Origin of the sequence: Gottfriedia sp. NPDC058432, assembly GCF_042721555.1 — a bacterium.
GTDB lineage: Bacteria > Bacillota > Bacilli > Bacillales > Bacillaceae_G > Gottfriedia.
Genome location: NZ_JBHXLC010000031.1, coordinates 28,255 through 54,430 on the forward strand (window position 1 = coordinate 28,255; position 26,176 = coordinate 54,430).

24 protein-coding genes are annotated in these 26,176 nt (G+C 32.4%); 2 read left to right on the top strand and 22 right to left on the bottom strand.

Going from position 1 to position 26,176, the window contains the following annotated elements; translation table 11 throughout:
• Positions 1-11 precede the first annotated feature (11 nt).
• The 11 genes from recQ to ACFWM3_RS22080 form a co-directional block, all read right to left on the bottom strand.
• Positions 12-2,123, bottom strand: coding sequence for a DNA helicase RecQ (gene recQ / locus ACFWM3_RS22030; protein ID WP_390312942.1), 2,112 nt, complete (start codon positions 2,121-2,123; stop codon positions 12-14).
• Positions 2,124-2,164: 41 nt separating this feature from the next.
• The gene (locus tag ACFWM3_RS22035) at positions 2,165-2,605 is read right to left on the bottom strand and encodes a YaiI/YqxD family protein (RefSeq protein WP_056473159.1); all 441 of its coding nucleotides are present in this window, start codon (positions 2,603-2,605) and stop codon (positions 2,165-2,167) included.
• Positions 2,589-3,305: a pseudouridine synthase gene (locus tag ACFWM3_RS22040; protein ID WP_390312943.1), complete on the bottom strand. Its 717-nt coding sequence runs from the start codon at positions 3,303-3,305 to the stop codon at positions 2,589-2,591. The genes ACFWM3_RS22035 and ACFWM3_RS22040 overlap by 17 nt, the downstream gene beginning before the upstream one ends.
• Before the next feature lie 83 nt (positions 3,306-3,388).
• On the bottom strand, positions 3,389-3,892 hold the full coding sequence (locus ACFWM3_RS22045; protein WP_390312944.1) for an ankyrin repeat domain-containing protein: 504 nt from the start codon (positions 3,890-3,892) through the stop codon (positions 3,389-3,391).
• Between the two features lie 2 nt (positions 3,893-3,894).
• The gene (locus ACFWM3_RS22050; RefSeq protein ID WP_390312945.1) at positions 3,895-4,839 is read right to left on the bottom strand and encodes a 5-oxoprolinase subunit C family protein; all 945 of its coding nucleotides are present in this window, start codon (positions 4,837-4,839) and stop codon (positions 3,895-3,897) included.
• Positions 4,840-4,843: 4 nt separating this feature from the next.
• On the bottom strand, positions 4,844-5,602 hold the full coding sequence (locus ACFWM3_RS22055; protein WP_390312946.1) for a 5-oxoprolinase subunit PxpA: 759 nt from the start codon (positions 5,600-5,602) through the stop codon (positions 4,844-4,846).
• Entirely contained in the window at positions 5,589-6,332 is a 744-nt protein-coding gene (gene pxpB, locus ACFWM3_RS22060; protein WP_390312947.1) for a 5-oxoprolinase subunit PxpB, read from the bottom strand. The genes ACFWM3_RS22055 and pxpB overlap by 14 nt, the downstream gene beginning before the upstream one ends.
• Positions 6,325-6,936, bottom strand: a complete 612-nt coding sequence (locus ACFWM3_RS22065; RefSeq protein ID WP_390312948.1) for a pyroglutamyl-peptidase I — start codon at positions 6,934-6,936, stop codon at positions 6,325-6,327. The genes pxpB and ACFWM3_RS22065 overlap by 8 nt, the downstream gene beginning before the upstream one ends.
• A 525-nt stretch (positions 6,937-7,461) precedes the next feature.
• Positions 7,462-10,833 carry a carbohydrate-binding protein gene (locus ACFWM3_RS22070; RefSeq protein WP_390312949.1) on the bottom strand — a complete coding sequence of 1,124 codons (3,372 nt, stop codon included), beginning with the start codon at positions 10,831-10,833 and terminating at the stop codon, positions 7,462-7,464.
• A 1,009-nt stretch (positions 10,834-11,842) separates the two neighbouring features.
• Entirely contained in the window at positions 11,843-12,694 is an 852-nt protein-coding gene (locus ACFWM3_RS22075) for a hypothetical protein (protein ID WP_390312950.1), read from the bottom strand.
• Positions 12,695-12,899: 205 nt separating this feature from the next.
• A complete protein-coding gene (locus ACFWM3_RS22080) occupies positions 12,900-13,733 on the bottom strand; it encodes a protein-glutamine gamma-glutamyltransferase (protein WP_390312951.1) in 834 nt (277 codons plus the stop codon).
• A 469-nt stretch (positions 13,734-14,202) separates the two neighbouring features.
• Between ACFWM3_RS22080 and ACFWM3_RS22085 the strand changes: the two genes are divergently transcribed.
• Positions 14,203-15,048, top strand: a complete 846-nt coding sequence (locus tag ACFWM3_RS22085; RefSeq protein WP_390312952.1) for an MBL fold metallo-hydrolase — start codon at positions 14,203-14,205, stop codon at positions 15,046-15,048.
• Between the two features lie 496 nt (positions 15,049-15,544).
• On the opposite strand, the gene ACFWM3_RS22090 is transcribed toward ACFWM3_RS22085, so the two are convergent.
• The 9 genes from ACFWM3_RS22090 to ACFWM3_RS22130 form a co-directional block, all read right to left on the bottom strand.
• Positions 15,545-16,573, bottom strand: a complete 1,029-nt coding sequence (locus ACFWM3_RS22090) for a Gfo/Idh/MocA family protein (protein ID WP_390312953.1) — start codon at positions 16,571-16,573, stop codon at positions 15,545-15,547.
• Between the two features lie 39 nt (positions 16,574-16,612).
• The gene (locus ACFWM3_RS22095; RefSeq protein ID WP_390312954.1) at positions 16,613-17,581 is read right to left on the bottom strand and encodes a sugar phosphate isomerase/epimerase family protein; all 969 of its coding nucleotides are present in this window, start codon (positions 17,579-17,581) and stop codon (positions 16,613-16,615) included.
• A 24-nt stretch (positions 17,582-17,605) separates the two neighbouring features.
• The gene (locus tag ACFWM3_RS22100) at positions 17,606-18,322 is read right to left on the bottom strand and encodes a ThuA domain-containing protein (RefSeq protein WP_390312955.1); all 717 of its coding nucleotides are present in this window, start codon (positions 18,320-18,322) and stop codon (positions 17,606-17,608) included.
• A gap of 42 nt (positions 18,323-18,364) precedes the next feature.
• Entirely contained in the window at positions 18,365-19,111 is a 747-nt protein-coding gene (locus ACFWM3_RS22105; protein WP_390312956.1) for a sugar phosphate isomerase/epimerase family protein, read from the bottom strand.
• Between the two features lie 21 nt (positions 19,112-19,132).
• A complete protein-coding gene (locus ACFWM3_RS22110; protein WP_390312957.1) occupies positions 19,133-20,209 on the bottom strand; it encodes a Gfo/Idh/MocA family protein in 1,077 nt (358 codons plus the stop codon).
• An 86-nt stretch (positions 20,210-20,295) separates the two neighbouring features.
• Positions 20,296-21,147, bottom strand: coding sequence for an AraC family transcriptional regulator (locus ACFWM3_RS22115; protein WP_390312958.1), 852 nt, complete (start codon positions 21,145-21,147; stop codon positions 20,296-20,298).
• A gap of 170 nt (positions 21,148-21,317) precedes the next feature.
• Positions 21,318-21,692: a DnaJ family domain-containing protein gene (locus ACFWM3_RS22120; protein ID WP_056473198.1), complete on the bottom strand. Its 375-nt coding sequence runs from the start codon at positions 21,690-21,692 to the stop codon at positions 21,318-21,320.
• Between the two features lie 230 nt (positions 21,693-21,922).
• Positions 21,923-22,606, bottom strand: a complete 684-nt coding sequence (locus tag ACFWM3_RS22125; protein ID WP_390312959.1) for a hypothetical protein — start codon at positions 22,604-22,606, stop codon at positions 21,923-21,925.
• Positions 22,607-23,031: 425 nt separating this feature from the next.
• The gene (locus tag ACFWM3_RS22130) at positions 23,032-23,517 is read right to left on the bottom strand and encodes an AraC family transcriptional regulator (protein WP_056473202.1); all 486 of its coding nucleotides are present in this window, start codon (positions 23,515-23,517) and stop codon (positions 23,032-23,034) included.
• A gap of 220 nt (positions 23,518-23,737) precedes the next feature.
• On the opposite strand from ACFWM3_RS22130, the gene ACFWM3_RS22135 reads away from it, so the two are divergent.
• Positions 23,738-24,505, top strand: a complete 768-nt coding sequence (locus ACFWM3_RS22135; RefSeq protein WP_390312960.1) for a HipA family kinase — start codon at positions 23,738-23,740, stop codon at positions 24,503-24,505.
• Positions 24,506-24,570: 65 nt separating this feature from the next.
• On the opposite strand, the gene ACFWM3_RS22140 is transcribed toward ACFWM3_RS22135, so the two are convergent.
• Both ACFWM3_RS22140 and ACFWM3_RS22145 read right to left on the bottom strand, forming a co-directional pair.
• Complete coding sequence (locus ACFWM3_RS22140; RefSeq protein ID WP_390312961.1) at positions 24,571-25,074, bottom strand: CcdC protein domain-containing protein; 504 nt, start codon at positions 25,072-25,074, stop codon at positions 24,571-24,573.
• A gap of 203 nt (positions 25,075-25,277) precedes the next feature.
• Positions 25,278-25,718, bottom strand: coding sequence for an NUDIX hydrolase (locus tag ACFWM3_RS22145; protein ID WP_390312962.1), 441 nt, complete (start codon positions 25,716-25,718; stop codon positions 25,278-25,280).
• Positions 25,719-26,176 lie beyond the last annotated feature (458 nt).

Here is a 26,176-nt window from a genome sequence, read left to right on the forward strand (position 1 = left end):
TACTTTTAGTGCTATGTTGCAGATTTCATAATCACTGCTTTTATCATAAAATAACTAATTTCAGTTGGTAATTCATCTTTAATAGGTCGAAGTTTTTCACTTCCAACTGTATTAATCACTTCTTTAATTTGTTTTTCAATATCAAAAGGCACTATTTCATCCCAATCAAAATGATCATCTTCCATTGCACTTTGCAGAATATGGTTTTCAACGGTAGTCGTATTTAATCCTCTCTCTTTTGCAATTTCAGAAATAGTAAGTCCGTTTTGATAAGATTCATATGATATTTTGTGTGAAGGTACTTTATTAATTGTAGTCGCTTTTGGTCTCGTAGTTTCTACTTCAATTTCGTTCTCTTCTTTATATTTCTTGATCACTTCTATAAATTGCATACCAAATTTTTGTTGTTTTTGTAATCCGACACCTTTTGCTTGTAGAAACTCTTCATCAGTTGTAGGGAGTAATTTACATAAATCTCGTAAAGTACTATCTGCAAATACGACAAATGGCGGAACTCCAAGTTCTGTAGCAATTTCTTTACGTAAACTTCGTAGTTGATCAAATAAATTATTATCAACGTTTGTCATTTCAGTAACTTGGATTTCTTCTTTTTTCATTACGTTTATTTTATTTAATAATACTTCTCTTCCCCTATTTGTAACAGTTAACAGTGGGAATTTACCGCTTGTAACGCCAATAAATTGTTCCGATGTTAAATAATCAATTAAATCACCGACACTTTTTAATGTACGATTTTTAAATAAACCGTATGTCGTTAAAGTATGAAAATTTAAGTCTATTAATTTTTTATTCATTGATCCTGTTAGTACGGATGCAACCATCGTTTTACCAAATCTTTCGCCCATTCGGATAATGCAAGATAAAACGATTTGAGCATCAATTGTAATGTCTATTGCAGTCCGCTTGTCAATACAATTACTACACTTACCACAAGCATGGTCACTTTCATCACCGAAGTATTTTAAAATAAATGCTTGTAAACATGTTTCGCAATAACTGTAATCTTTCATAGATTGTAGTTTTGAGATTTCTTGTTTTAGTCGATTAGGTTCGAATGTAGATTGCTCAATTAAAAATCTTTGTATTTGAACATCTTGTGCAGTAAAAAGTAAAATACATTCACTTTCTAATCCATCTCGCCCTGCTCTCCCAGCCTCTTGATAATAGCTTTCCATATTTTTAGGCATTTGGTAATGGATTACATATCTAACATTACTTTTGTCAATTCCCATACCAAATGCATTTGTAGCGACCATTACATGAATATTATCTTGTAAAAATGCATCCTGTTGTTTCGAACGTTCTGCATCGCTTAAGCCTGCATGATATTTACCGACAGAAATGCCAAGGTTTTTTAATTTATTCGTAACATTATCTACTTCTTTTCTAGTTGCGGCGTATATAATACCTGATTCGTTTTTATTTTGATTTATGTAATTACAAATATAATCTAATCGGTTTTGACCTCTAATGACTTTAAAAGATAAATTCTCTCTTTCAAAGCCTGTAATGATTGTCGTTTCCTCAACTATTCCTAGTTGATGACATATATCAGATTTAACTTGTGGAGTTGCTGTTGCAGTAAGTGCCAATATTGTTGGGTTAGTAGGCAATTCTTGTATTAAGTTTTTTATACGTAAGTAACTTGGTCTAAAATCATGTCCCCATGAGGATATACAGTGTGCTTCATCTACTGCTACTAGTAAGATCGGCAATCTTTTTAATTCATTAATAAAGCTTTCTGATTCTAATCGTTCAGGTGCAACATATAGAATTTTGTATTCACCATAGCTTAAATCCATCATTCTTTCATTTACTTCATTATAAGAAAGTGAACTATTAATAAATGTGGAAGGGATACCTACATGGTGCAATGCATCTACCTGGTCTTTCATTAAAGAGATTAAAGGAGAAATGACGAGGGTAACTCCTTGGAGAATTGTCGCTGGAATTTGATAACAGATCGACTTTCCACCACCTGTAGGCATGATACCAGCTGTATGCTTTCCTGATAAAACTCGTTCAATAATTTGTTCTTGTCCAGGTCTAAAATTTTCATATCCAAAATATTTTTTTAAGTTTTCTCTTGCAAGTGTTAACATGCTTGCCTCCTTTTTTATTTTATTTGTACAATTCTATTTTACTATAAAGAAATTGAAGAAAGTAATTTTCTTAAGCCGTTTTCGAAATTTGCATTATCAAGCTTCTGACGTTTTTTTGGTCCCTTCACTCGTCCACCTGCATTTCGAATTTTCTTTGAAACATATCGAGTATGTAAAAGTGAGTCAATATTTTCATTTGTATATTGAAAACCGTTTTGATTTAATACATAAGCTTGCTTTGATAAAACCATTGCAGCAAGACCATAATCTTGAGTAATGACGAGATCCCCGTTTACAACTCGATTTACTAAAGCAAAATCAACTGCATCTGCACCTTGTGAAACAACGATCGTTTCAGCGCCCTCTCTTTGCATTATATGGGCAGTATCACATAATAAAAGAACGTTGATCTTAAATTCTGCTGCAATTTTAATTGTTTCTGAAACTACTGGACAGCCATCTGCATCAATTAAAATTTTCATTTGATTCTTCCTCTTTCAATTGTTCTTTTAAATTAAATAATTCGTTATCTGTTAATTTTCTCCATTTACCTATTTCTAGATTTTCCATATTGATATTCATAATTCGAATTCTTTTTAATTTAATCACTTTAAATCCAAAACTTTTTGCCATTTTCCGAATTTGACGATTTAAGCCCTGCGTTAAAATAATTCGAAATGTATATTCATCTATTTTTTCTACTTTACATTTTTTAGTTAAAACATTTCCAATAAGAACACCATTTGACATGCCATTAATAAAATCAACATCTATTGGCTGATCGACTGTGACAATATACTCCTTTTCATGTCCATGTTCACTATGTAAAATTTTATGTGCAATTGGCCCATCATTTGTAAGAATGATTAATCCTTCAGAATCTTTATCTAATCTACCTATAGGAAAAACTCTCCTTGGATAATTGACAAAATCAATTATATTTCCTTCGACATTTTGTAATCCTGTACAAGTAATTCCTACTGGTTTATTAAGGATGATATAGTCCTTTTCACTCGTTAAGTAAATAACTTCATCATTTACTTGTACAAGATCATCTACTTCTACTATGCTGTTTTTTTCAGCAGTAAGTCCGTTAATTTTAACTTGTCCCGAAGCAACTAGTCGTTCCGCCGCCCTTCTAGAACAATACCCTGATGCGCTAATATAAACATTAATTCTCAAAACTTATTCCTCTTTTACTAGTCTTTCTTTTATCATAACAAAAAGTGCTGTGACATAACAGTCATCACAACACTTCGGGTTAATTATAGAGTCACTTCTTTTATAAATTTGATAAACTCTGAATTTCCACGTTCTTCAGCAATTTCAATTGGCGTTTTACCAGAATTATTCGTTTTAATTTCAGCACCGTTTTTAAACAAACGTTCAGCTATCGTCATATTTCCTTCAAATGCTGCGATATGTAATGGAGTGTGACCTTCACTGTCGCTAATATTAGGATCTGCTCCATTTGTTAAAAGAAAATCGATCACTTCTAAAGACTTAGCACCTGCAATTGCTGCATGTAGAGCTGTGTTTTGTGGAATGAATGAAAGCTTTGAGTGAGAAAGTGCATTGACCTGGGCACCATTTTTTACTAAAGTTTTTACAACCTCATATTGACCGTAATGTGCTGCGATACCAAGTAATGTTAACCCATGCTCATTTTCTTCATGTATCAAATTTGGCTGTTCACTTATTATTTCAATTACAATTTCATTTTCACCTTTTTCCGTCGAATCAAATAATTTTGCAAGTAAATTTCCCATATTCATCTCTCCTTATTTCTACATTCAATTTGTAAATGCTTTAAAAATAAATGAAGCTTTTTATTTAAATGACTCGCCTCATTTATCTCTACAGGTATTAATTGAATTGTAGTTCCTCGTTGCATTTGTACAAGTTTCCAAAGGTCAGAATAAATTACTGTACCAATTGATGCATATCCCCCTGTAGTTTGAGAGTCTGCTAGTAAGATAATTGGTTGACCAGTTGGTAGTACTTGAATCGTTCCAAAAGTAGTGCCTTCTGATAGAATATTTGAATCAAACGGTTCTAAATTAGCATTTTTTGAACTCAAATACATCCCCATTCTATTAAACGTGCCAATTGTAAGTGGTTCAGATAATATTTGTGATTTTATATGGTTTGGTATTTTCTCAAAATGACTACTTTTTATAAAATGAACCAAATTATGCCTTGGATAAACTGGAATATACTTATGTTTTAGTCCATATTTCACCAGTTTATAAGATGGGCTTGAACCATAAATTATTGTACCTTTTTTAACAATTAATCCAAGAGAAGCAGACTCATACGATGACTGACTTTCGAAATGACATTCACTTGTAATTCCGTCTGGTACTGATATATATGAATAAACACCAGTATTTCCCCCGTTAAAAGTTAAAATCTCTCCCTTTGCTATGTCAATTATTTTATTCATCTCAACTAATTTACCGTTAATTGCAGGTTTCAAATTTCCACCTGTAATGATGATTGAGAATTGATTTAATGCTTTTAGGACAGTACCACCAATCGCAATTTCGATACTAGCGGCGTTTAATTTATTTCCTATTAATAGATTTCCAATTTGATAAGCTAATTTGTCCATAGCACCAGAAACAGGTATACCTAAATGTCTAAATCCATTCCTACCATTATCTTGAATGGAAATAGAAACACCTTTTTGTAATACTTCAAAAAACTCTTTCAAAGTATTACGCTCCTATAGACTTAACAAGTATATTATTTTCACTAAATACGTTACGTAATTCCATCGCTAATTTAATTGAAATGTCTGAATCACTATGTATACAAATGGTATCAGCTTGAATTGGAAAATCTTTACCAGAAATTGTAGATACGGTTTTGGTTGTTACAATTTGAAGTGCCTGATTAATGGCATCTTTCGTATTGTGATGAACCGAGTTTAATTGATTACGAGGTACTAATAAACCATCTTCACCATATGCTCGATCTGCAAATACTTCCGAAGAAAAAGGAATATTCATTTCGATCGCTGCTTCTATTAATTTGCTATTTGCAAGTCCATATAAGGTTAGTGAAGAATCGAAGTCTTTCATTGCTTTTGTAATCGCTAAAGCGAGTTTCAAATTTGTAGCTGCCATATTATAAAGTGCACCATGAGGTTTTAAATGACGAAGTTCAACTCGGTTTACTTTGCATATCGAATAAAGTGCTCCAATCTGATAGAGAACTAATTTATATATTTCTTCATCACTGAAATTCATTTCTCTTCTACCAAAACCAAGTAAATCAGGAAAACTTGGATGTGCTCCAATTGATAAATTATACTGTTTTGCTAATTTTACTGTTTCATAAATGACAAACGGATCTCCTGCATGATATCCGCAAGCGATATTAGCTGAAGTAATATGTGGCATAATCTGTTCATCATTTATTTTGTAATTCCCAAAACTTTCACCTAAATCACAATTTAAATCAATTTGAATCAATAAAACGCACTTCCTTTTTAATTGAATAGTTGTCCTCTTTCACTAGCTGTTCAATCTGATTAAATTCTTCGATATTAATCTCCAAAAATTTGACTAGATCTCCAGGTTTAAAGTTTTCTGTGCCATTATTTTTCGTTGAAAATATGGAAATTGGAGTACGTCCAATAATATTCCACCCACCAGGAGATTCAAAAGGATAAATCCCTGTTTGATTTCCCGCAATTCCAACTGAACCTTTTAAGACTGTTTTTGGCTTTGTTAGTCTCGGAGTTGATAGTTTAGGGGTTAACCCGCCTAGATATGGAAATCCAGGTATAAAACCAATCATATAAATAGGATATTTTTTTTCTAAATAAAGACGAATTACGTCATCAGTTTTTAGTTTATTATGTTCTGCTACTTTTTGAAGTTCTGTCCCGAAAGTGGAACTAAAACAAATAGGAATTTCATAAATTGCATGCACTCGCTTTATTTTTGAACCATTATAATGATTAAAATGACACCTTATTTCTTGGATTATTTCTGCGTATGAAAAGTTAAAAGAATCATAAAAAATCGTAATGGAATGATAAGACGGTACGACTGCTGTTATTTTAGTCATTAATTTAATTTTTATATAGTCTGAGAAAGCATGTACTAGATTATTTGTTTCCATTGAGATTGAATCACCTAAATAACATACTAAGCCAGAGCAACCTAATGGAAAAATATCCAATTTGGTGCTAGTCATTTAGACTAATCACTTCAATTGCAAGTTTTATAGCATTCGTCAAATCTGTTTGCGACCAACTTGGCAACTTCCGATCTATTACGGCCATTTCATGTGAAGCTGGAATATGAATAAAGCCACTTGGAATTTGCTTGTTTATTTTTTTTAATTCATTAAGCATTTGATACATAACGTTATTACACAAATAAGTACCTGCAGAATCGGATATTTCAGCTGGAAATTTATGATTGTTTAATTCATTAACAATTTTCTGAATTGGCAGTGTTGAAAATAGTCCATCTGGGCCTTCAGGATCAATTTTAGCTCCATCAAATTTATTCCCTTTATTATCCGCAGCTCCATCATTACAATTTATGGCAATCCGTTCTGGTGTTATTTTATATCTTCCACCAGCTAATCCTAGTGAAATCACTGCGGAAGGATTATAAGTATGGAATAAATTTAGTAATTCATTACCCGCTGTATTAAAATCAACAGGTAAAACTTTGCCGATAATTTGATAAGAACCGACGACCTGATCGTTTAATTCTTTTACTATTTCTTCTGTAGGATTAATTGAAAAGTTCAAAAAAGGTTCAAAACCTGTTAACAATAATGTATTCAAGTGCTCTCAGTCCTTTAGTAAAATTTATATAGTAGAATACTTCTACAAAATCAAGTTGATATCCTTTTAATATAAAAAGTTTAGGTCCTATGTATGACTTGTTCTCTTTCAAAAATGGAACTACTTTCTTAATTTAAAATAGACTTTATTTAGGGTTTGTTTTTCTACTAAAATATGTTTTTTGGCAACTCTTTGACTCTTAATAACTTAATATTTTCGTTTTTTCTAATTTATTACGGTATGTGAAATTTTGTTGTATTTTTTGTTATATTTCTCTCTTCGCGTTTTTTGTCACTAATATTAATGGAATTCTCTAATTAAATAACAATAATAAACAAAGAAAACGGGTAGCTTATTCGCTATCTAATACCGATAGTCGAAGAATGATAGAATTTAGAGCAAAAAAATCCTCAACCAAAAGAATTGTTGAGGATCTTGAAAACGTGTCACATTAAAATTTTTGAGAATGGGAGTGATTGAATTGTTATAACTTAACATTTCAATCATTCTTTCTTTTTAAACAAATTATTGTTGCGATAACAAATATTGAGCATCTCGAAGTAAATACTCTGTGGCCTTATTTGTTATGTGTTTACCGCTTTGTGCCTTAACTTCATTCATAAAGCTTTTCAAATTATTTTGTGCTAATTTTACTTGAAGGCTATTTGCTATTCCAGCATTATCAATCCATTCAGTATTAGCAAAGCGTCTTACTAATCCTTTTAAAGAATCGTTGCTTGCAATTGTTGTAAACTGGATTGTTTTGGTCTCAAGATTCCCCGCTTTATCAACCGCGTTTATGACTAGGAAATGATTACCAAGTGGTAACGTATAAAATGGAATTGATGCTCCAGGTTTGTATGGATAATCATCAAGTGTTACCATCGTTTTATTGTTATCAACACCTGAAAAGTTGTCTGTTAGTGTAAACTCTGGTGTTATTTCGCCATCATTTTCATAAACACTTCCATTCACCGGGACAGATCCTACAATCGTTGGTCCTGTCTTATCGATTCTAATAGAAAGTTGCTTCGAAACCTCTTCATTACCTACATTATCGATAGCACGATACTCAATTGTGTGTACACCTTCAGTTGTCAAAGTTAATTTGCTTTGTTTTACCCATTCGCCATCGTCTATTCTAGTCTCGATACGATCGACACCAGTACCAGTTGAATTGTCCACAGCATTGAACTTAACATTCACATTCCGTGTATTCCACCCCTCATCACCGATAACCCCATCTGTTATTGCCGTAGTGAAAGGAGGCTCAACATCAATGCTTCGTCCATATACTTCAAATTCATAAATATTTGCAGTTCCTGTTTCAGCATAATTTTGAGGTGTCGTAATATAAAGCCTTACATACCTTACAGTGGTTTTGTTAAAATACCTATCTGTGTTATTCGATACGTTTCCTGCAACCGAGTCCAAATCCTTCCAAGTCGTCCCATCGAGACTGCCCTGAAGCTTATAATTTTTTGTATTAAGAGATAAACTCTCTCCACCTTCTCCAGAGTGCTTCACAATCCATCTGCTAATTTCATAGTTTTGTCCAAGATCAACCATCAACCATTTCTCCCCAGTCGTATCTGAGGACCACTTTCTACCAATCTCAGTAGAACCATCTACTGCCTTTGAAGGTTCATATCCTACTAAACTTCCATTAGCTGTAGCTGTTTTGTTCAAAGTCAAATTGATCGGAGCTGGTTCAAATGCTAATGTTGTAACTTTAAGAGCACTACTTTCCGCTGATACATTACCTGCTACATCCTTTGCTTTAACCCTAAACTGGTATGTGGTCTTAGGTTTTAATCCCGTTACTTTAAAGTTCGTTCGTCCTGTTGTCGAACCAATTAAAGTATCACCGTTATATATTTCATAGCCTGTAACGCCTACATTACCTTTAAAATTATCTGATGATCCATCCCATGATAGCATTGCCATCTTGTCTGTTACTAAATTTGTGTTAACATTGACCGGTATAGTAGGTGCTTGTTTATCTGCAAGAAGTGCATCCGGTGTATAATTATTTATAGTCCAAGTTGCGATCGTACTCTTTGTAGCGAAGTCTCTTCCGTTTATTACAATCCGATCGGCATAAATATCAAAAATCAACCCTTGAGCACCTGGCTCTTTAGTATAAGAAGGAAAATACTTTATTGCACCATCTCTTATCATTGAAAAATACTGTTTGTTAAATAAAGTCCCTGGCAATCTTATATCATCATGCACATGTCCTGTTACTAATACGCTTTGAGGATATTCACCTACAATATCCTTAAATTTTTGATCCTGTACCTCATCGCTTTGATAGCCGTCCTCAGACTTTGTCATTGACACTGTATTCCCTAATGGTTGGTGAATGAATAAAAAGATTGGTTTTGATTTATTTGCACCCTCGGCCAATTTTACTTTCAACCAGTTAAGTTGAGTATCCGAAAGATAAGCACTGTCCTTATCATCCGTCTCAGTTGCTAAATAGATAAAATGATATCCACTAATCCATTTATCAAAGTACACCGCTGGCATGCCTGTATGGGATAGAAATCTATCTTTTGCACTATCAAATCCAGTCATCCATCTTACATCGTGGTTCCCAAATACATAGTTGCGGTCTAATTGGGGATATTTATTCATAGTTGCCATAAAAGTGTCATACTGTCCATCTGTTCCATATTCAGTAAGATCCCCACCAACACTAACTGATTTCACATTATTACTTACCGCATCTTGCATTGCCTCATTTAGGATAATATCATTGGTATCTCCTTTTGTATTAGCATGTGTATCAGATATTGCCATAAAACTGAATTTATAGCTTGTATCCTTCTCTGGTGTATTTGAAGCAAGAACTGTTACATTGATTTGTTTTGATAAGGCTACATTATTCGGATTTGTAACCTCTACAGGAGGATTAGCTGTTCCCATTACTGTAAAAATCTGTTCATTTCTATTGGATGGATCATAACCTGAAGCGTCAATATTCCATTTCACAGGAGCATTAACATTTCCACCATCCGTAACTAGAACTAAATTACTAGGTAACCCTAAGGCAACACTAGTTGGTGCTGTACCGTTTTCCACACCCGTAATCGATTTAGGTGCTATAATACTTTCTAGAATTTTGGGCTTTATTTCTACTATGAAATTAACTTTCTTACCAAGTACTGTTACAGTTAAAGGCTGGCTTTGTGTTGGCGAAGAACTGTTAAAACCACTTATATCAGATGCTCTAATTTCTTCTACACGTGTAGTACCATCAATATATGTACCAGTGACTACTATGCCTGTGAGATCAAGGCTTTCACCAATTCGGTATGTAGTTTTCGTTGGTAGTTTCGTAAGAGAGATGCTGTTCAACGTTTTCGAAAACTGAAACCAGTTAATGTTGGCTACATATGTTTTTCCAGGATTAACTTTTAATACAAGGTATACTTTATGAACTCCAGTAACCTGAGTAATTTCAGTTGACATTGTTTTATAAACATTCCAGTTGTCTGTTGCAGTAGCAGTAGTTGAAAGTGTACCTACTTTGTTTCCATTTGTACTATTAGGACCATCAATCCATATTTCAATATCCCCACCGGCATTCGAACCCTTAACTGAGACTCTTGCACTGAAATTTGTAGCACCATTGATCCCGCTGCCAAAATCAATATTGGTGTATTCTAAATACTGGTTATCATTAGTTCCTCCAATGCTTTGTCCACCATCTGGACAAGATTCAACTTTAAGATATGAACCTGACTTGGAACTAAAATTTTCTGCTTCAATCTGACTATACCCATCAGTAGCTGCATTCACCGGAATATAGCCAACAAAATTTCCGAGTATGTATGAAACGATCAATATTAAAGAAAGTAATGATTTGTTAAACCTCGTTAAATTAACCATAAAAAAAATCCCTTTCTCAAGCAGAATACTAAGTAAATTTAATGTAATAAATCAGACTACAACAATTAATACACTGTGAAGATTAATTAAATATCAGTTAAATATCGTTCCTCCTTTTTCAAAATAATCCCTAACTTTCCTTACGACTTCTTCACCTAGTGAATTCAACTACACTTTAAAATCTTAATTTCACTTTTTTCAGTGAGAAGGTGCAGAGTATTACACGGACAATTATATTTTCACTATGTAAATTAAACATTAATTTTATATTAAACAATTATTCTTGAAATCATTGTGTTAAGTAATCCGTAATGATATTTGGAACACTCACTTAGATAATATTTGAATTTACAATTTTTCCTTTTAAGTGATTTCCTGCAGGAGGTAATATAAATATGAAGTACAATACTAACTTAACATCAAGTATCTATTCCTCCCATTTCCATATCCTTAAGCCAGAATGGTTATTCAATTTTCGAATAAACACAAAAAAAGTTCAAAAACATTTACGTAATTGAACTTATATAGATGAATTTTCAGTCGTGTCTGCTAGCTTTTTTTCAGGTTTATTATATATTACGGATCCTTCAAGATTTAAAGAACTGTTAACTAAATTACTTAAAATTAACCATTAATTATACAGTTTAATTGTTAAACATATATAAAGGAAACATACTTTTTATGTTAACCAATAAATACTATTAAGATATTCTTAATGATGATTTTATTAATTTCTACATCATCTACAAATTGAACTACCCTCTAATTTGGAAAAACACAGCATAGTCTGTTACACAATTTCTATCTACTTTCTATAAAATCTTATGAAAAAGATTCAATCCAGGTGTAATCCCAATTTGAATTTGCTTCAAAAAGTTTATTGATTTTTATAATTTGAGCGAACTATAAACATTTATTTATATATTTTCTTTTTCAACTAAACTGCTATTTTGCTCCATAAAAAAAATCGACTTTTCAGCCGACTGTCTTGTTAAACTAAAGCAATGGGTTAATTCAACAAGCTATTTTTCTTTTCTTCCAATCTGTCACTTAATTTGTTAAAGTTCTGAACTACCTCAGGCATTGATAATTTTTTTGCTAACAAACTCCCTTTTTCAATTGATTTAGATGCTTCTTCGAATAAATTTGATTTAATTTGAGCATCTGCAAGACAATACCAGTAAAACCACGCATTCATTTTTGAAATTTTATCACTATAAAACTTTTCAATGAAAGGATAGTATTTAGAATATAATTCTTTATCATAAACTAATTTTTCACTATTCCATTTTAATACATCTACTAAATAACTATCAGCAATATACGATCGCCAAACTGCCAAACCTTCTTTTTGATTTCCATTCAAAAGGTCGATTTCATGATAAGGAACTTCTGCTATATTTTTAAATGAGTTATCAATCCACTGAAAAATTTCAAGGTTGCTTCCTGCTGCTGCCCCAATTGTAACACCAAATAAATATTCTTTTACACCATCACCAGTAATATCAGCTAAACCCGAAAAATCTAAATCTACTCCTTGAATTTTTGTCTCCCAAACCTTTTCCCACTCATTATTAATCTTCTTAAATACCATTACTCCATATAGGGAAGGAGAAGGTTGTACTTTTGCTTTAATTTTAAATGTTACGATTAATTCTTTCTGCCCATCCTGGTTAAAGTCATAGGGTTGAATTGATGATGCGTACAAAGGTTTTTTAGGAGTTACAAGTAAAGCGTTCGACGGAGTAAACTCTTTAACAATCTTCATTAGCTCTTTATTTGGTTGTTCGTCAGCAAGAACAAATATCGGTGATAGATTTAGTGCCACGAATAGTAAGGTAAATTGTATTATTTTCTTCATTAAATATGTCCCCTTATACTAGTATAGGTATATAATTCCCTATTATCGATTTGTATATTTTGGACATTATTTAGAAAACCCTTTTTTACTGTTAAAAAAAGAGCTTAAATTTCTCTTTATTTAAAGAGAAACCTAAGACTCAAATTTAACCTCTTACCTTAAGAAGAACCACCAACAGTTAAGTAATATTTATAACTATTGAATATCACGAAAAGAAATTTAACAAATACATATAAAAATCAAATGAAATCGAACTTTGGTTATGATGTAAGACCATATTCCTATTATTATTAATTGAATAGTCTCGTTGCCAATTCGATAATCCCGCCAATTGTTTAAAATTCGGCCTTGTAACTGAATTAGTGAGGTAGGCAGAACGATATGCTCCTGGCCATCTCATTCTATTTAGGTTAAAAATCATTTGTTCAGCCGTCATTATTCCTAATCCATGTCCAAAATACGTACCATCTCCTAGAACAACGGCATTTTCTCCTCTCCACTCAGGGGTTAGTGGACTAAATTCTGGATTATTAAAATAAACGATATCACCAGGTAAAATTCGATCAGAATACTGGGCACCTATTCCTAAGTCAGGATTAGCATGCCAGCCGTATAAATAGATATTTTGAAAAATTTGATTAAATAAGTTTTCACCAATCAGATTTAAAACCGCATGGTAATAAATAATGACCATTGCCGTTGCACATTCAAACGCGTAGAGTGAACTATTAAAGTAAATATCATTAATCGCGTCAGAAGGTTTTACACCTGGCCTTAATTGGAATGCTCCTGATCTCATTAATTGCCAGTACATTGGATTACATCGCGATCTTTCAAATACGGCAAAGCTCAATCTACTTTGAAACATAGTTCTCGCACTTAAAGTGATATTATTTCGCAACATACTTTCAAACTCATCAAGGGATCGAAATTCATGAACCGTCGGATTTTCATTCATCTGTTGAATTTCCATACTTATAACACGATCAGACGCCCCTGTGTCATTTTGTTGAACTGGCATCCTCGATAAATGATTCATAATATACCTCATTTCTGCATCAAGCATTATTTTCCATATATACCCATCATATTCAAAGATCGCTTTGAAGTGTATATTCGACGCAGAACCTTTCTAAGTGGTTCTTTTTTTGTTTTATACAACTTTAAAAGTGTACTGAAGATGGTAAAGGAAACTTAGCCATGAAGATACTGCATCTCCAATAGTTAGATATTTTTAAATTCACATTGTTAATCAGAAATGAATAGGAACTTTGAAGTACCATAAGCACAAAAAAGTACCATATATACCTATGAGATTGGTAAATGTATAATAAATCTGACTTACCTTTATATTGCTTATTTTAATTAGTTTGCTGTAAAAGTAAGTTTATGAAATTACGTATGTATTATTAAACCAATTAGAAAAAGGCAATAATGTTCGAAGGAAAATTAAATTAGGATAAAGATATCTATAAATACTATTTTTGATAAAAGTGAGGAATTGAAAAATGAAAGAAAAACTTGCTATTGATGTTTATCATGCAGAAGAAGCTAATGTAAATGCTTATATTTTTTCAGATAATAAAGGTACCTTTATTGTAGACTGCACACGAAACAGCGAGGAGGCACGAAAAGTTGCGGCACTTGCACTGTCAAAAGGTTCAATACCAAAGACAATGCTAATTACACACGGACATCCGGATCATTATCTCGGTATGGGGGCTATGTTACAGGAATTTCCTGATCTTAAAATTGTCGTTGCTTCCCAAGAAGTAAAAGATGATATCATCAATTTTACAGAATGGATGGATTCTGTTAATTGGCTTGAGGGTGAACCGCAAATGAAACCAAAATCCGAACAATCTCCAGATGGATTTGATTATAATATGCGATTGGAAGTATTAGAAACAAATGAAATAGTTCTTCCTGGAGGAAGCGTACTCGAAGTCAAAGCAGATTATCCACCAACAGAGAGTGCCCATGTGACAACTCTATACTCTCGTGACCTAAATGCGCTAATCAGTTCAGATCTTTCTTACAATAAAGTTCATATTTGGCTAGGTGTTGGGGTTGAGCGTGAGCATATCAAAAACTGGCAGGAAGAGTTATTACTACTTAAAGAGAAATACGGACCACTCGAACCGACGATCTATCCTGGACATGGTGACCCGACGGATGTTTCAATTTTTGAAATCGATAAGAAGTACATGGATGATTTATTGAATGCAGTCCAAACATCTGACTCGGAGGAAGAGGCAAAACAGAAAATGATGCAACTGTATCCGGACTGGCAAAACACCGAGTTCCTTTTAACTGAGAGTATTAAGAATCAAATAGAATTATCTCGTAAGTAAAATATCATATATGATATTTTACTCAAGTCCTATTACACTTCCTAACCGTTATTTTTATGGCGTTTCATATTCAGTCCATATTGAAATCACTATCTTTGGTAGAGACTTTATGATTGAATAGGTTAATGCCTATTGGTTTTAATTGATTTCAAACAATTGTGTAAATGTACTAATATTTAATTGTTTATATTTAGTGTCACACATAAAAATGAAGGATAGAAAAGCAGATATGATATCTACTATTTCTATCCTATTTTTCTACTACATATATCCTCTTTTGCGTTCTTTGTATGTTCTAGTAAGCATTTTTTGTTTTAGTAATTTAAATGAACTACTTTCGGTAAATGAAATTTCTTCATTTAAAATATTAAAATCCTTTGTTACTAAAAGGTAATCACTAAATCCTTTTAATGGCTAAACAATTAACATGAACGAAACAGTCCACATCATTTGCTTTTTCTCGGTCTAACAATTAATTTTTGGGGTATTTAATTGTTTATAAATAGATCCTCTCTTTTTTCTTACCTGATTCATAGATTGCACAAATCATTTTTTGAGTTTTCATTGCTTCTTCACCAGTAATATGTAACTGAGAATGATGTTCCAATGATTCATAAAAATTATTAATCTGTTTTACATGACTAACGCCCCAGTATCCTTTCGCACCATTGCCGTAGTCAAATGTTTCATTTGGATTGTTATCAGAGGCGAATTCTCTTCCATCTTTTAAAGAGACAACTCCCCGGTCAGCAACCATTTTCGCAATTCCATTTTCACAATGCAGTTCAATCGTAACTGGTGCATCATATGAATAATAGTTTATCGTATGAAATGCCGTAACTACTCCGTTTCTATACTTGATAACTCCTTCTGCACAGTCCTCAACTTCAATAATTTCATGTGCCCTATTACTAATTGTTGCGTCGATATATTCAATCTCATCATCAACAAACCATCGCATTAAATCCATCGTATGAATAGCTTGGTCAATGACTACCCCTCCACCTTCTTTTTCCCAAGTCCCTTTCCAATCACTATTCAAATAGTACTGGTCAGAACGGTCCCATGTTACTGATAGTTTTCCAGATTTTATTTTTCCTAAAGTACCATTTTGTAACATTTCTTTAATGAGAACTGATCCTGGATTATATCTATTTTGAAAAATGACACCTAATGTTACTCCATTATTTTTTGCTGTTTCTACCATTTCTTGTGCATCAGAATAATGGATAGACATTGGCTTTTCAGTAAGAACATGTATTTTTCGCTTCGCGGCTTCAATTGCAACCGGCGCATGTAAATAATGCGGTAAGCAAATATGGATAACATCTAAACTCTCTTTCTCAAAAAGCTCTAGATAATTTGTATAATAATTACAATTGAATTGTTCAGCTTTCTCTTTTGCTCGCTCTTCTTTATTATCACAAACCGCTACTAATTCTACATTTTCTCTAATAAAAGCAGGTTGCGCATGCATTAGAAAAATATTTCCACAACCAATAATCGCAACTCTTAATTTTTCCATTATTTCACCATCTTTTATTGGATTAGTTTCCTATTTAGATCAAGTCCACCACATTTGTGATGGCTCTTCATTTATTAATACAGACTGTAAATTTTTAACGGCACGTGAAAAACCTTCTTCTATCGACATGATTGGGTCTTCATGTTCAATACTAACTACATAGTCATATCCAAACGTACGTAGTGCACTCATCATATCTGACCAATCTTTTAAACTATGTCCACAGCCTACTGATCGGAATGTCCAAGCTCTTGTTTGAACTTCACCATATGGTTGCATATCAGTTAAACCATACATATTTACATTATCTTGATCGATATAAGTATCTTTTGCATGGAAATGATGAATCGCATTTTCTTTTCCAAGTATTTTAATTGCTGCTACAGGATCAATCCCTTGCCACCATAGATGACTTGGATCCAAGTTAGCACCAATTGCCTCACTAGTTTCTTTGCGTAACTTTAATAATGTATATGGAGTATGAACTAAAAAGCCACCATGTAGTTCTAACCCAATTTTCACTTGATGATCTTCCGCAAATTTGCCCATTTCTTTCCAATAAGGAATTAGCTTTTCTTCCCATTGCCAATTTAGTATATCTCTATACTCATTTGGCCAAGCAGTTACAGGCCAACTTGGGTATTTTGCTTCTTCATGGTCACCACTTGTTCCAGAAAAACAATTTACAACTGGTACCCTTAATAACGAAGCAAGTTTAATCGTTTTTGCAAGTACATCATGAGATTCCTTCGCAAATTCTTTATCAGGAGATATTGGATTACCATGACAACTAAAAGCGCTAATCGTTAATCCACGTTTCTCAACTTTTTCAATATACTCTCTTCTGAGTTGCTCAGTTTCTAATAAACGATCTAACGGACAATGAGCATTACCAGGGTAACAACCAGTTCCTATTTCAACAGCCTTTAGTCCGGAGTCTGCAACTTTATCAAGCATTTCTTCAAATGATTGATCCGCAAATAATACCGTAAATACTCCTAATTTCATCTTTTTCTCGCTCCAATCTATTATTTACGTTAGTGCCTCTATGGCCTCTTTATGTCCATATGAAGGATATTTTCTTTTTGATTTATTCGCCCAATTTACTGCATTAATGATGATTTTTTGAACTTCTTTATGATGATAAGTTGGATAAGTTTCATGACCTGGTCTGAAATAAAAGATTTTCCCATTCCCTCTTTTAAATGTACAACCACTTCTAAATACCTCTCCACCTTTAAACCAACTAACTAAAACTAGCTCATCTGGAGTAGGAATATCAAAATGTTCACCATACATTTCCTCTTGATCAATCTCAATATATTGGCCAATACCATCTACTATTGGGTGAGACGGATCAACAACCCAAAGTCTTTCCGTTTCCGCTGCTTCACGCCATTTTAAATCGCAGCTAGTCCCCATTAATTTTTTAAAAATCTTAGAAAAATGTCCAGAATGTAGGACAATTAACCCCATTCCTTGCAATACTTTTTCATAAACTTTTTGAACAATTTGATCTTCCACGTCATTATGAGCAATATGTCCCCACCATATTAATACATCAGTATTTTCTAGTACTTCATTCGTCAATCCATGTTCGGCCTGCTCTAATCTAGCCGTCGTAGTATCGTAACCTGCTTCATTTAAGAAAGTAGCAATGGTTGTATGTATTCCGCTTGGATAGATGCTTTTTACAGCTGGATTAATTTGTTCATGTCGATTTTCATTCCAAATCGTTACTTTTACCATATAACTCACCCATCTCTATTTTTTTACTTAAATTTTTGCGTCTTAAGCTTCAGCTAAAATCAATCTTAAGTTATTCAATCCAATTTCAACACTTTCTAATTGTGGTTTAGTAAAAGCCTCTTGCTCGACAATTAACCATTCGGCTGAATTTAGTTTTGCTTGTTGTACAATTCCTTTAATATTCATAATTCCATTTCCTACTTCGGTACTTTCATCTTTGGATGGAGCCATATCCTTCACATGAATTAATGGAGTTCTTCCTTTATACTTATTCATGAATTCAACAGCATCTACTCCAGCAAATTCTAACCAATAAGTATCCAACTCTGCTTTTAAGAGATTAGTTGGAACTGAGTTTAATAAAATATCTAGTATATATTCGCTTTCTAATCTGACTAATTCATGAGCATGATTATGATAAACTAAAGAAATTCTCGCTTCAGCTAACTTGTTTGCAGATTGTTGTAAATGTTCCGCGAATTCTTTCCATTCTTCTATACTAGTAAAATTTGCCCAAGGACATACAACATATTTGTTTCCTAATTCTTTTTCGAAAGCTATTACGTCATCAATATGATGAATAATTTGATCTGCACTTACATGGGCTCCAGCTATCTTTAATCCTAGTTTGTTTAAAACAACTTTTATTTCCGAAGCATTTTTACCATAGTATCCAGCGAACTCGACACCGTCATAACCCATTTGTGCTACTTTTTCTAAAGTACCGAAAAAGTCGATTGCTGCGTCCTCTTTTACACTCCATAATTGTAAGGCGATTGGTAGTGTCATTTAGTTCATCCTCTATACTTTTTAGTTAAAATATACGGGTTTCTTTGATTTTGAAGATTCATAGATTGCCTCTAAAATTTGAGTTACAACTAATGCTTGCTCAGGTTTAACGGTTGGTTCTGTATCATTAATAATACTGTCAATCCATTGTCTCGCTTCTAACACTTCAGCGGAATCGGTTGCACTTTCATAAAAAGCTACGCCACCAGTTTGAATATCAATTGTTTTATCGTAAAGTCGCCCATATGCTTCCCCATTAATTCGGAGGCCATCTCTCATATCAGCTCCACCTTCAGTACCACAAAGTGTAGTTTGAGCTTCACCTATTTCAAGAGTATTTAAAGCCCAGCTCGATTCTAGGATAACGGTTGCACCATTTTCCATTGTAATAAAACCAAATGCAGAGTCTTCCACTTTAAATTCATTTGGATCCCATGGTCCAAAAGCATTTGCAGCGTTTTCTTTATGTGATAATTCGTGGTAAACGTTTCCAACTACAAATTTAGGTTTATAATTATCCATTAGCCATAATGTTAAATCCAAAGCATGAGTACCAATATCAATTAATGGTCCGCCACCTTGCTCTTCTTCATTTAAAAATACGCCCCAAGTAGGTACCGCTCTTCTTCTAATCGCATGAGCTTTTGCAAAATAAATTTCACCAAGTTCATTATTTTTACAAACTTCGCTTAAATATTGTGAATCGTTTCGAAAACGATTTTGATATCCGATCGTTAATTTTTTTCCTGTACGTTTAGAAGCTTCTACCATTGCTTTTGCTTCAGCTGAAGTTTTTGCCATAGGCTTCTCACACATAACGTGTTTACCTGCTTCCAAAGAATCAATCGTAATAAATGAATGAGATTTATTTGGTGTACAAACGTGAATTACATCAATTGATTCATCAGCTAATAATTCCTTATAATCTGTATATGTCTTTGCTTCCTCAACACCAAATTGTGCCTTAGCTTTAAAAGCGCGTTCTTCAATAATGTCACAAAAAGCTACCATTTCTACATGATCTAATGCTGCTAAACTTGGCATATGTTTACCATTAGCTATTCCGCCACAACCGATTATTCCTACTTTTAATTTCATTATGATAACCTCCGGAAATGTTATTTACATTCCCAGTTTATAGAAACATTCCAATTCAGTCTTCCTTACACCTTGCCTAAAACTTCTCAAATATTGTCTTTTTTATATTGGGTGGGGGATAAACCAACCTCGTTTTTAAATAATCGATTAAACGTTTTCACATTGATGAAACCAACATTATAAGCAATTTCTGTAATTGGTAAATCTTCATTAAATAGATACCATTGAGCCTTCGTTATTCTATATTGATTTACAAAATGACAAAATGTTGAACCAGTGTATTTTTTAAAAAACTTTGCAAAATATGAATTCGTAAAGCCGATATAATTCGCAACATCATTTAATGTAATATCATTCATATAATTCTCTTCTATATAATGAAATATTTTTTCTAATTTTAAAAGACTAGCCTTCCTATTTGGATAGTTAAGCTTATTATTTTCTGTATGAGGTAGATCTCGATAGATTAGTAGTAACATATCATATAGTCTAGCTCTAATTGCCAATTCGTATCCTTCTTTTTTATCGATAAATTCACTTTCAAGTTCTTTTAAATAGCTAATCATCTTCTGTTTAACTTCTTTATTCCAATAAACACTAGATTTTTGAATACAATTAAACAATTCGATTAGTTCCATATTATTTTTTTTCAAACACTGTACATCTTCGAAAATAGTAAAATCAAATTGCACGACCAATCTCATACTATTTGGTGAAGATAAAAAATAATGTATGTCACCACTATTAATGATATAAAATTCTCCTTCTTCTAAATGAAGTAATTCATCATTTACACCAATCTTTAAAGTGCCTTTTTGTACATAAATGATTTCTACGAGTTTATGCCAATGATGACCAACTAACGTCAATCCATCATTTGAAAATAAACAAAATGGAAAATTTCGATCTAATCTCCTTACTTCAAGAGTGGCGCTCATTTCTAATTCCCCCTGTACAACTATACTTACTATGTATTTATTTTACATTAACATTAATTATAGATTTTTTCATAGATTTACTATTTTTAAGCTGGAAAATAAAAAGATGCTTATACCATCTAAAAAAGTATAAACATCAATATAATGAAAACGTTCATTTTTTCACAAACTTATTTCCAATAAATCATTTGATTCTCAAGGTTTTCCTTATTAACATAATTTCTTTGCATTGGAAAAGGACAGCCTAAGTTATATTTCTTAATTTCATCATTTACTTCCGTGATCATTTTAGCTATTTCTTTACTATTTTCATCAGAATTGATCTTCATCAAAATCGTTTCAAGTTTCTTAAATATTTTCTTTTGTTGTATAACCCAATCTGGTTTATAACCCGACTTCTTAACAACAGTTGTTAATAGATCATCTTTTAAGAGCTCCTTAGGTAATGGTTTACCTAATCCAGGTAAATCTTCAAATCCACCTTCTTTTTCATGACGCTTTACAATTTCACTTAACCAATCTACATATTTTCCATTATTCGTCATCGTTTTAGCCACCTTTTTGGTAAGTCTTATATTTAGTATTCGTTACTTTTTAACTATTTCCTTTCTATAAATTATGCAAACGAATGCTTTAAGTTAGTTTCTAACTTTGTACAAATAATGAACTTTTTTTGAATAAACAAAAAGAGAAACTGATTAATCTAGTTCCTCTTGGATTTAATATGTATTTTTTAAACCAAAATTCATCGTTATATTAGATTTAATGAAAAAATCTATGCTCGATGTCTTTGAATAAACACATTCTCTTTATAATTTTTTAACAAGCCTCTTTCTCTCAAATATTCCTTAAAATACAAGTTCGCTTCTTTTCGCTCATCATAAGGATTCTTAGAAAGTACAAACCCTAACTTATCTTCTTTTTGAAGTTCAACACCTGACATATATAAATGAATTTTATTTTGATGATAAATTTCTTTTAAGGGTTCCATGAAATTAATAGCGAAAGCAGAAAGTAACTTCATTTCAGTTTCGAATGTAAACCTTGTAATATAGGATAAATCCACAAAAATGACGCCAATAAATCCTGTATTTGAAATTTCAGCCCTTATTGTTTTTTCATTATTTAAGTGACCAATCTCACGAAGATATTCTATAAAATAACGAATTCCTTCTTCTTTTTCGAATGGCTTTTTTGATAAAATTAAGCCTATTTTCTTTTCTTCACGTAAATATTCACATGCGATATATGCTGGAATATTTTGTTTCTGAAATAATGCAGATGCAGCTTGTAATAGACCATTTAATACTTCATGTATAATTAAAGGATGCTTCCTTGTGAAATAATATTGATTTTCTTGCAATTCTTCCATATCAATGAAACTTGCTCCGATAAAACCTGTATTGGATATAATAGGTGTTTTTGAATTCCTTTTAGTGGCTCCATTTCTTTTCATCATGCAAGTTCCTTTCCTTCTAAAATCTATATACAGAACATTAGTTCGCTTTTTATATTTTAATCATACACAATAAATTTTAAAATGTAAATCTCAAAAATGAAAAAAGGATACGAAAATTTTTCGCATCCTTGAAATAATTCTTATTAAGATCGGTAGCTTAAGAAACAGTTTCTTCCTCAATGTCTACATAACAATCCATTGTATGTACTTCTTTATCTTCATGATTTCCAAAATAAATAGTGAAATTCATAGTCTAACACCCTTTCACAAAGGATATAATTTTAATTTAAATTCTGTTTAATTATATTATTATTACCAAGAAATAACAATACTTACATCATATATGAAAGAAGATGTTTAGGTTAGTAGATAATCATTTTAATTATTTACTATACTTTATAACATTTATTAAAGTAACAAGTAAGTTAAAGTGTACGATTTTTAACCGGCACAAATAAATGAACTTTAGCTTTTCCCTCTGGGTCTTCTGCAGGATTATTCATACTAAATTCTAAGTTAAAGCGGTCGTAATCAGGTTCAAACTCACTATTTGGTAACCATTCTTCATACATAAATTTATAACCACTATTTAACATATTAGGAGAATCGTAATATTGATACAAAGCGTACTGCCCACCATCTAATTTTCTAAATTGCATATTTTCATGTTTCTCTTTATTAAAATTATCAGGTATGGTTACACATGCATCATGACGACAATTATGACTTTCTACTAGATTTGGATTATCTAAAGAAATTCCTATGAAAGATTGTTGAGGTGGAAAAAGTCCATTATTTATTGCCCAATTTAATAGCTTATCCCAATGTTCCTCATTTTCTTCAATGTATGAACCAACTCGCCTGAAAAACGCAACCTCATATTCAGGTAGTTCTTTAATTAAAATTTTCATTTTCTCAACTCCTAAGTAGTAATCAAGTCCTTTATTCTCTATCCTTTATTCAAAGTCCTTTTCTTACAAAAATTAAATTCAGAGCATATAAATCGACCGAATATGATATTAGTGAAAAGCAACAAATTCTTCTAGTTCATTAATTCTTTTGTCCAATAACCTTCTACATATATAGAATAGAGTAATATGTTCTACCTAATAAGGAGGATGAGTTATAACAATGATTGTACCGATAAGTTATATAGAAACGCTGTCAGGAAATGCTGCACATTTATTTTTGTTTAGTGATGGTAATCGTTATGCAGTTAAATGTAAAAATAATTTCCATGGAACAAGGGAACTTGTAAACGAATACGTTGTCGCTAGATTAGGTCAACTGTTGAATTTGCCTGTTGTACCATTTGAAATTGTAAATATGTCTGAAAAGCAAATTCAGCAAATACCCAAAAAATTTTCTTCTCAATACCAACCAGGCAAACAGTTTGCTAGCCTTTTTATTGATAACTGTACTGGCCTTGCGAAAAAACCTCCGCGCCCTGCAATACATGAAGTTAATAATCCCCATGTTTTGGCTGGAATTCTCGTTTTCGATTATTGGGTGCATGATGCAGATCGCACTAAAAGCAATATACTTTTAAAACGAGTCCCAGATGGACGGTATGACATTCATATGATTGATCATGGAAAATGTTTTCCAGGAGGTTACAAATGGAATGCAGAAACTCTTGAAAAATCCAAAAAGTTTAAAAAGGATTCAATCGTTCATATTTGGACGGTAGACATGTTAAATGACTTAAACATCATAACGTCTTATATTGAAAAAATCCTAGCATTATCAGAAGCCTCAATTGATGAAGTAATTCAGGATATCCCAGAAGACTGGAATGTTTCATACGAAGACAAAGTAGCACTTTTTAACTATCTGAAAGAGCGCAAAAAAACATTTGCTGATTCAGTTTATACATTTGTAAAAAAATATTTAAACTAAGGTACGTCGGAGTCAGATGTATTTTTCGTAATGGTGTGAATCTATTTTAGAAACGAAAATACCCTTCAGATATTTTTCTGAAGGGATTCTTTATTATTATAGTTTCTTTTATTATATATTCGCCGAAACTTGAGAAATGAAACAATTCTCCAAGGGCAAATATATCCGATTGCGACAGTCATAAAAAGTGCTGCCTCAGTCTCATTGCCGAGCCACTTTAAATAATCGCGAAGTAGGAATCGGATAATAAAGATTATAACAAAGACGATGATGAAACTTCTGTTCTTTGTAGCGTAGATTTGTCGATCGGATCGAAGTTCATAGTTAGTCGTCCAAATAAGTGGAATAGATAAAATAAATCCAAAGAGAAGTGCATAAATCCATTCCCAGCTAGCTGCTTGAGCCTTCGGATTCAAAACAATGGGAATACTAGGGATCAGCAAATATAGCATTGGGAGAAGAAGGCGAACTCCTCTTCCTTTAATAGGGTGATACATAGCTCTCGTTCTTCGCCATAATACCAAAGCAGCAACCACAATAACAATCATGTAAAAAGAAGAAGCTTTCATATATTCCCCCGCAATTATAATATTTTAAGAGTTGAAAAACATTAAACATCTTAATGTATATTCCCCAGATAAAGAGATAAGAAGTGAAATCGAAATTGAGAAATGCTTTTGGAAATTCAAATATTAGGAGAAAGATTTATTTTTGAAAATGATATTGTCATATTTTATGTATGCTAAAATATCGAAAATTTGTTAGTTGAATATTAAAACTCTATATAAAAGGGATGCATGTTTTCATTCAAACAATATTCAATTCTCTGCTTGAAGTTTTTCCAAGTTACCATCGTTAAAGCATTCTCAATTGGAAAATATCCCACTTCTAAACTTTCTGATGAAGTTGTCAACTTTCCCCCAATTGGTTTAGCTAAAAACAAAGTGTTACAAATCGAAGCACTAACATTTTGAAATACTCCACAAAATTTCAAAACTTCAATATTAATCCCACTTTCCTCTTTTGTTTCCCTAATTGCAGCTTCTTTTAATGATTCGCCCTCTTCAACTTGCCCACCTGGCATTTCCCAACCTCTAAGCGGACCTTTAATTAATAAAATTTCATTTTGCTCATTAATTACAATTGTCGCAGCTGAAATAATATGTTTAGGTGGCAAAAAAATATTTTCTGTATTTTTTTCCGTAGATATCAAAAGAATTCTCCTTTCTACTTTTAACTCTTATATAATACTTTTTATAAATTCTATTAATATTTAGAGAGTCCTTTCTTATTAAACTAATGAATGAAAATATCAATTATTCCGTGCAAAAGGCCAGCTGGATTTGAACTCTTAATTAGAAATGCTAATTTAAATTTGTACAATATTTCTTGATTTCATATTAATTCCCGACTTTCACTTAGTACTGTTCTAAATAAGGATATAAAAATAAAAGAAGTAGGCACCGGAGTCCCTACTTTTAGAGTTAAGCTGCACGTATTTTTTTACCAATGCTAATTTCAGATAGCGTATTTTACCGTTTGGTAATTTTCCCACCGCTCTTTCTTTCCTATACAATTGTAGAGTAGAGAACTGATTTCAAAGGGATAGCTTACGCTATCTCTTTTAATTTCAGCTCCCCCTCATCAAACCGTACATGAAGTTTTCCCTCA

Excerpts from the sequence above, each read along its gene's own strand:
- ACFWM3_RS22080 (WP_390312951.1), bottom strand. The coding sequence starts at position 13,733 with ATGAATCATTTATCGAGGATGCCAGTTCAACAAAATGACACAGGGGCG.
- ACFWM3_RS22070 (WP_390312949.1), bottom strand. The coding sequence starts at position 10,833 with ATGGTTAATTTAACGAGGTTTAACAAATCATTACTTTCTTTAATATTG.
- ACFWM3_RS22045 (WP_390312944.1), bottom strand. The coding sequence starts at position 3,892 with ATGGGAAATTTACTTGCAAAATTATTTGATTCGACGGAAAAAGGTGAA.
- ACFWM3_RS22135 (WP_390312960.1), top strand. The coding sequence starts at position 23,738 with ATGATTGTACCGATAAGTTATATAGAAACGCTGTCAGGAAATGCTGCA.
- ACFWM3_RS22140 (WP_390312961.1), bottom strand. The coding sequence starts at position 25,074 with ATGAAAGCTTCTTCTTTTTACATGATTGTTATTGTGGTTGCTGCTTTG.
- ACFWM3_RS22075 (WP_390312950.1), bottom strand. The coding sequence starts at position 12,694 with ATGAAGAAAATAATACAATTTACCTTACTATTCGTGGCACTAAATCTA.
- pxpB (WP_390312947.1), bottom strand. The coding sequence starts at position 6,332 with ATGACTAGCACCAAATTGGATATTTTTCCATTAGGTTGCTCTGGCTTA.
- ACFWM3_RS22115 (WP_390312958.1), bottom strand. The coding sequence starts at position 21,147 with ATGAGCGCCACTCTTGAAGTAAGGAGATTAGATCGAAATTTTCCATTT.
- ACFWM3_RS22095 (WP_390312954.1), bottom strand. The coding sequence starts at position 17,581 with ATGAAATTAGGAGTATTTACGGTATTATTTGCGGATCAATCATTTGAA.
- ACFWM3_RS22125 (WP_390312959.1), bottom strand. The coding sequence starts at position 22,606 with ATGATGAAAAGAAATGGAGCCACTAAAAGGAATTCAAAAACACCTATT.
- recQ (WP_390312942.1), bottom strand. The coding sequence starts at position 2,123 with ATGTTAACACTTGCAAGAGAAAACTTAAAAAAATATTTTGGATATGAA.
- ACFWM3_RS22105 (WP_390312956.1), bottom strand. The coding sequence starts at position 19,111 with ATGACACTACCAATCGCCTTACAATTATGGAGTGTAAAAGAGGACGCA.
- ACFWM3_RS22130 (WP_056473202.1), bottom strand. The coding sequence starts at position 23,517 with ATGAAAATTTTAATTAAAGAACTACCTGAATATGAGGTTGCGTTTTTC.
- ACFWM3_RS22120 (WP_056473198.1), bottom strand. The coding sequence starts at position 21,692 with ATGACGAATAATGGAAAATATGTAGATTGGTTAAGTGAAATTGTAAAG.
- ACFWM3_RS22090 (WP_390312953.1), bottom strand. The coding sequence starts at position 16,573 with ATGGAAAAATTAAGAGTTGCGATTATTGGTTGTGGAAATATTTTTCTA.
- ACFWM3_RS22035 (WP_056473159.1), bottom strand. The coding sequence starts at position 2,605 with ATGAAAATTTTAATTGATGCAGATGGCTGTCCAGTAGTTTCAGAAACA.
- ACFWM3_RS22100 (WP_390312955.1), bottom strand. The coding sequence starts at position 18,322 with ATGGTAAAAGTAACGATTTGGAATGAAAATCGACATGAACAAATTAAT.
- ACFWM3_RS22085 (WP_390312952.1), top strand. The coding sequence starts at position 14,203 with ATGAAAGAAAAACTTGCTATTGATGTTTATCATGCAGAAGAAGCTAAT.
- ACFWM3_RS22110 (WP_390312957.1), bottom strand. The coding sequence starts at position 20,209 with ATGAAATTAAAAGTAGGAATAATCGGTTGTGGCGGAATAGCTAATGGT.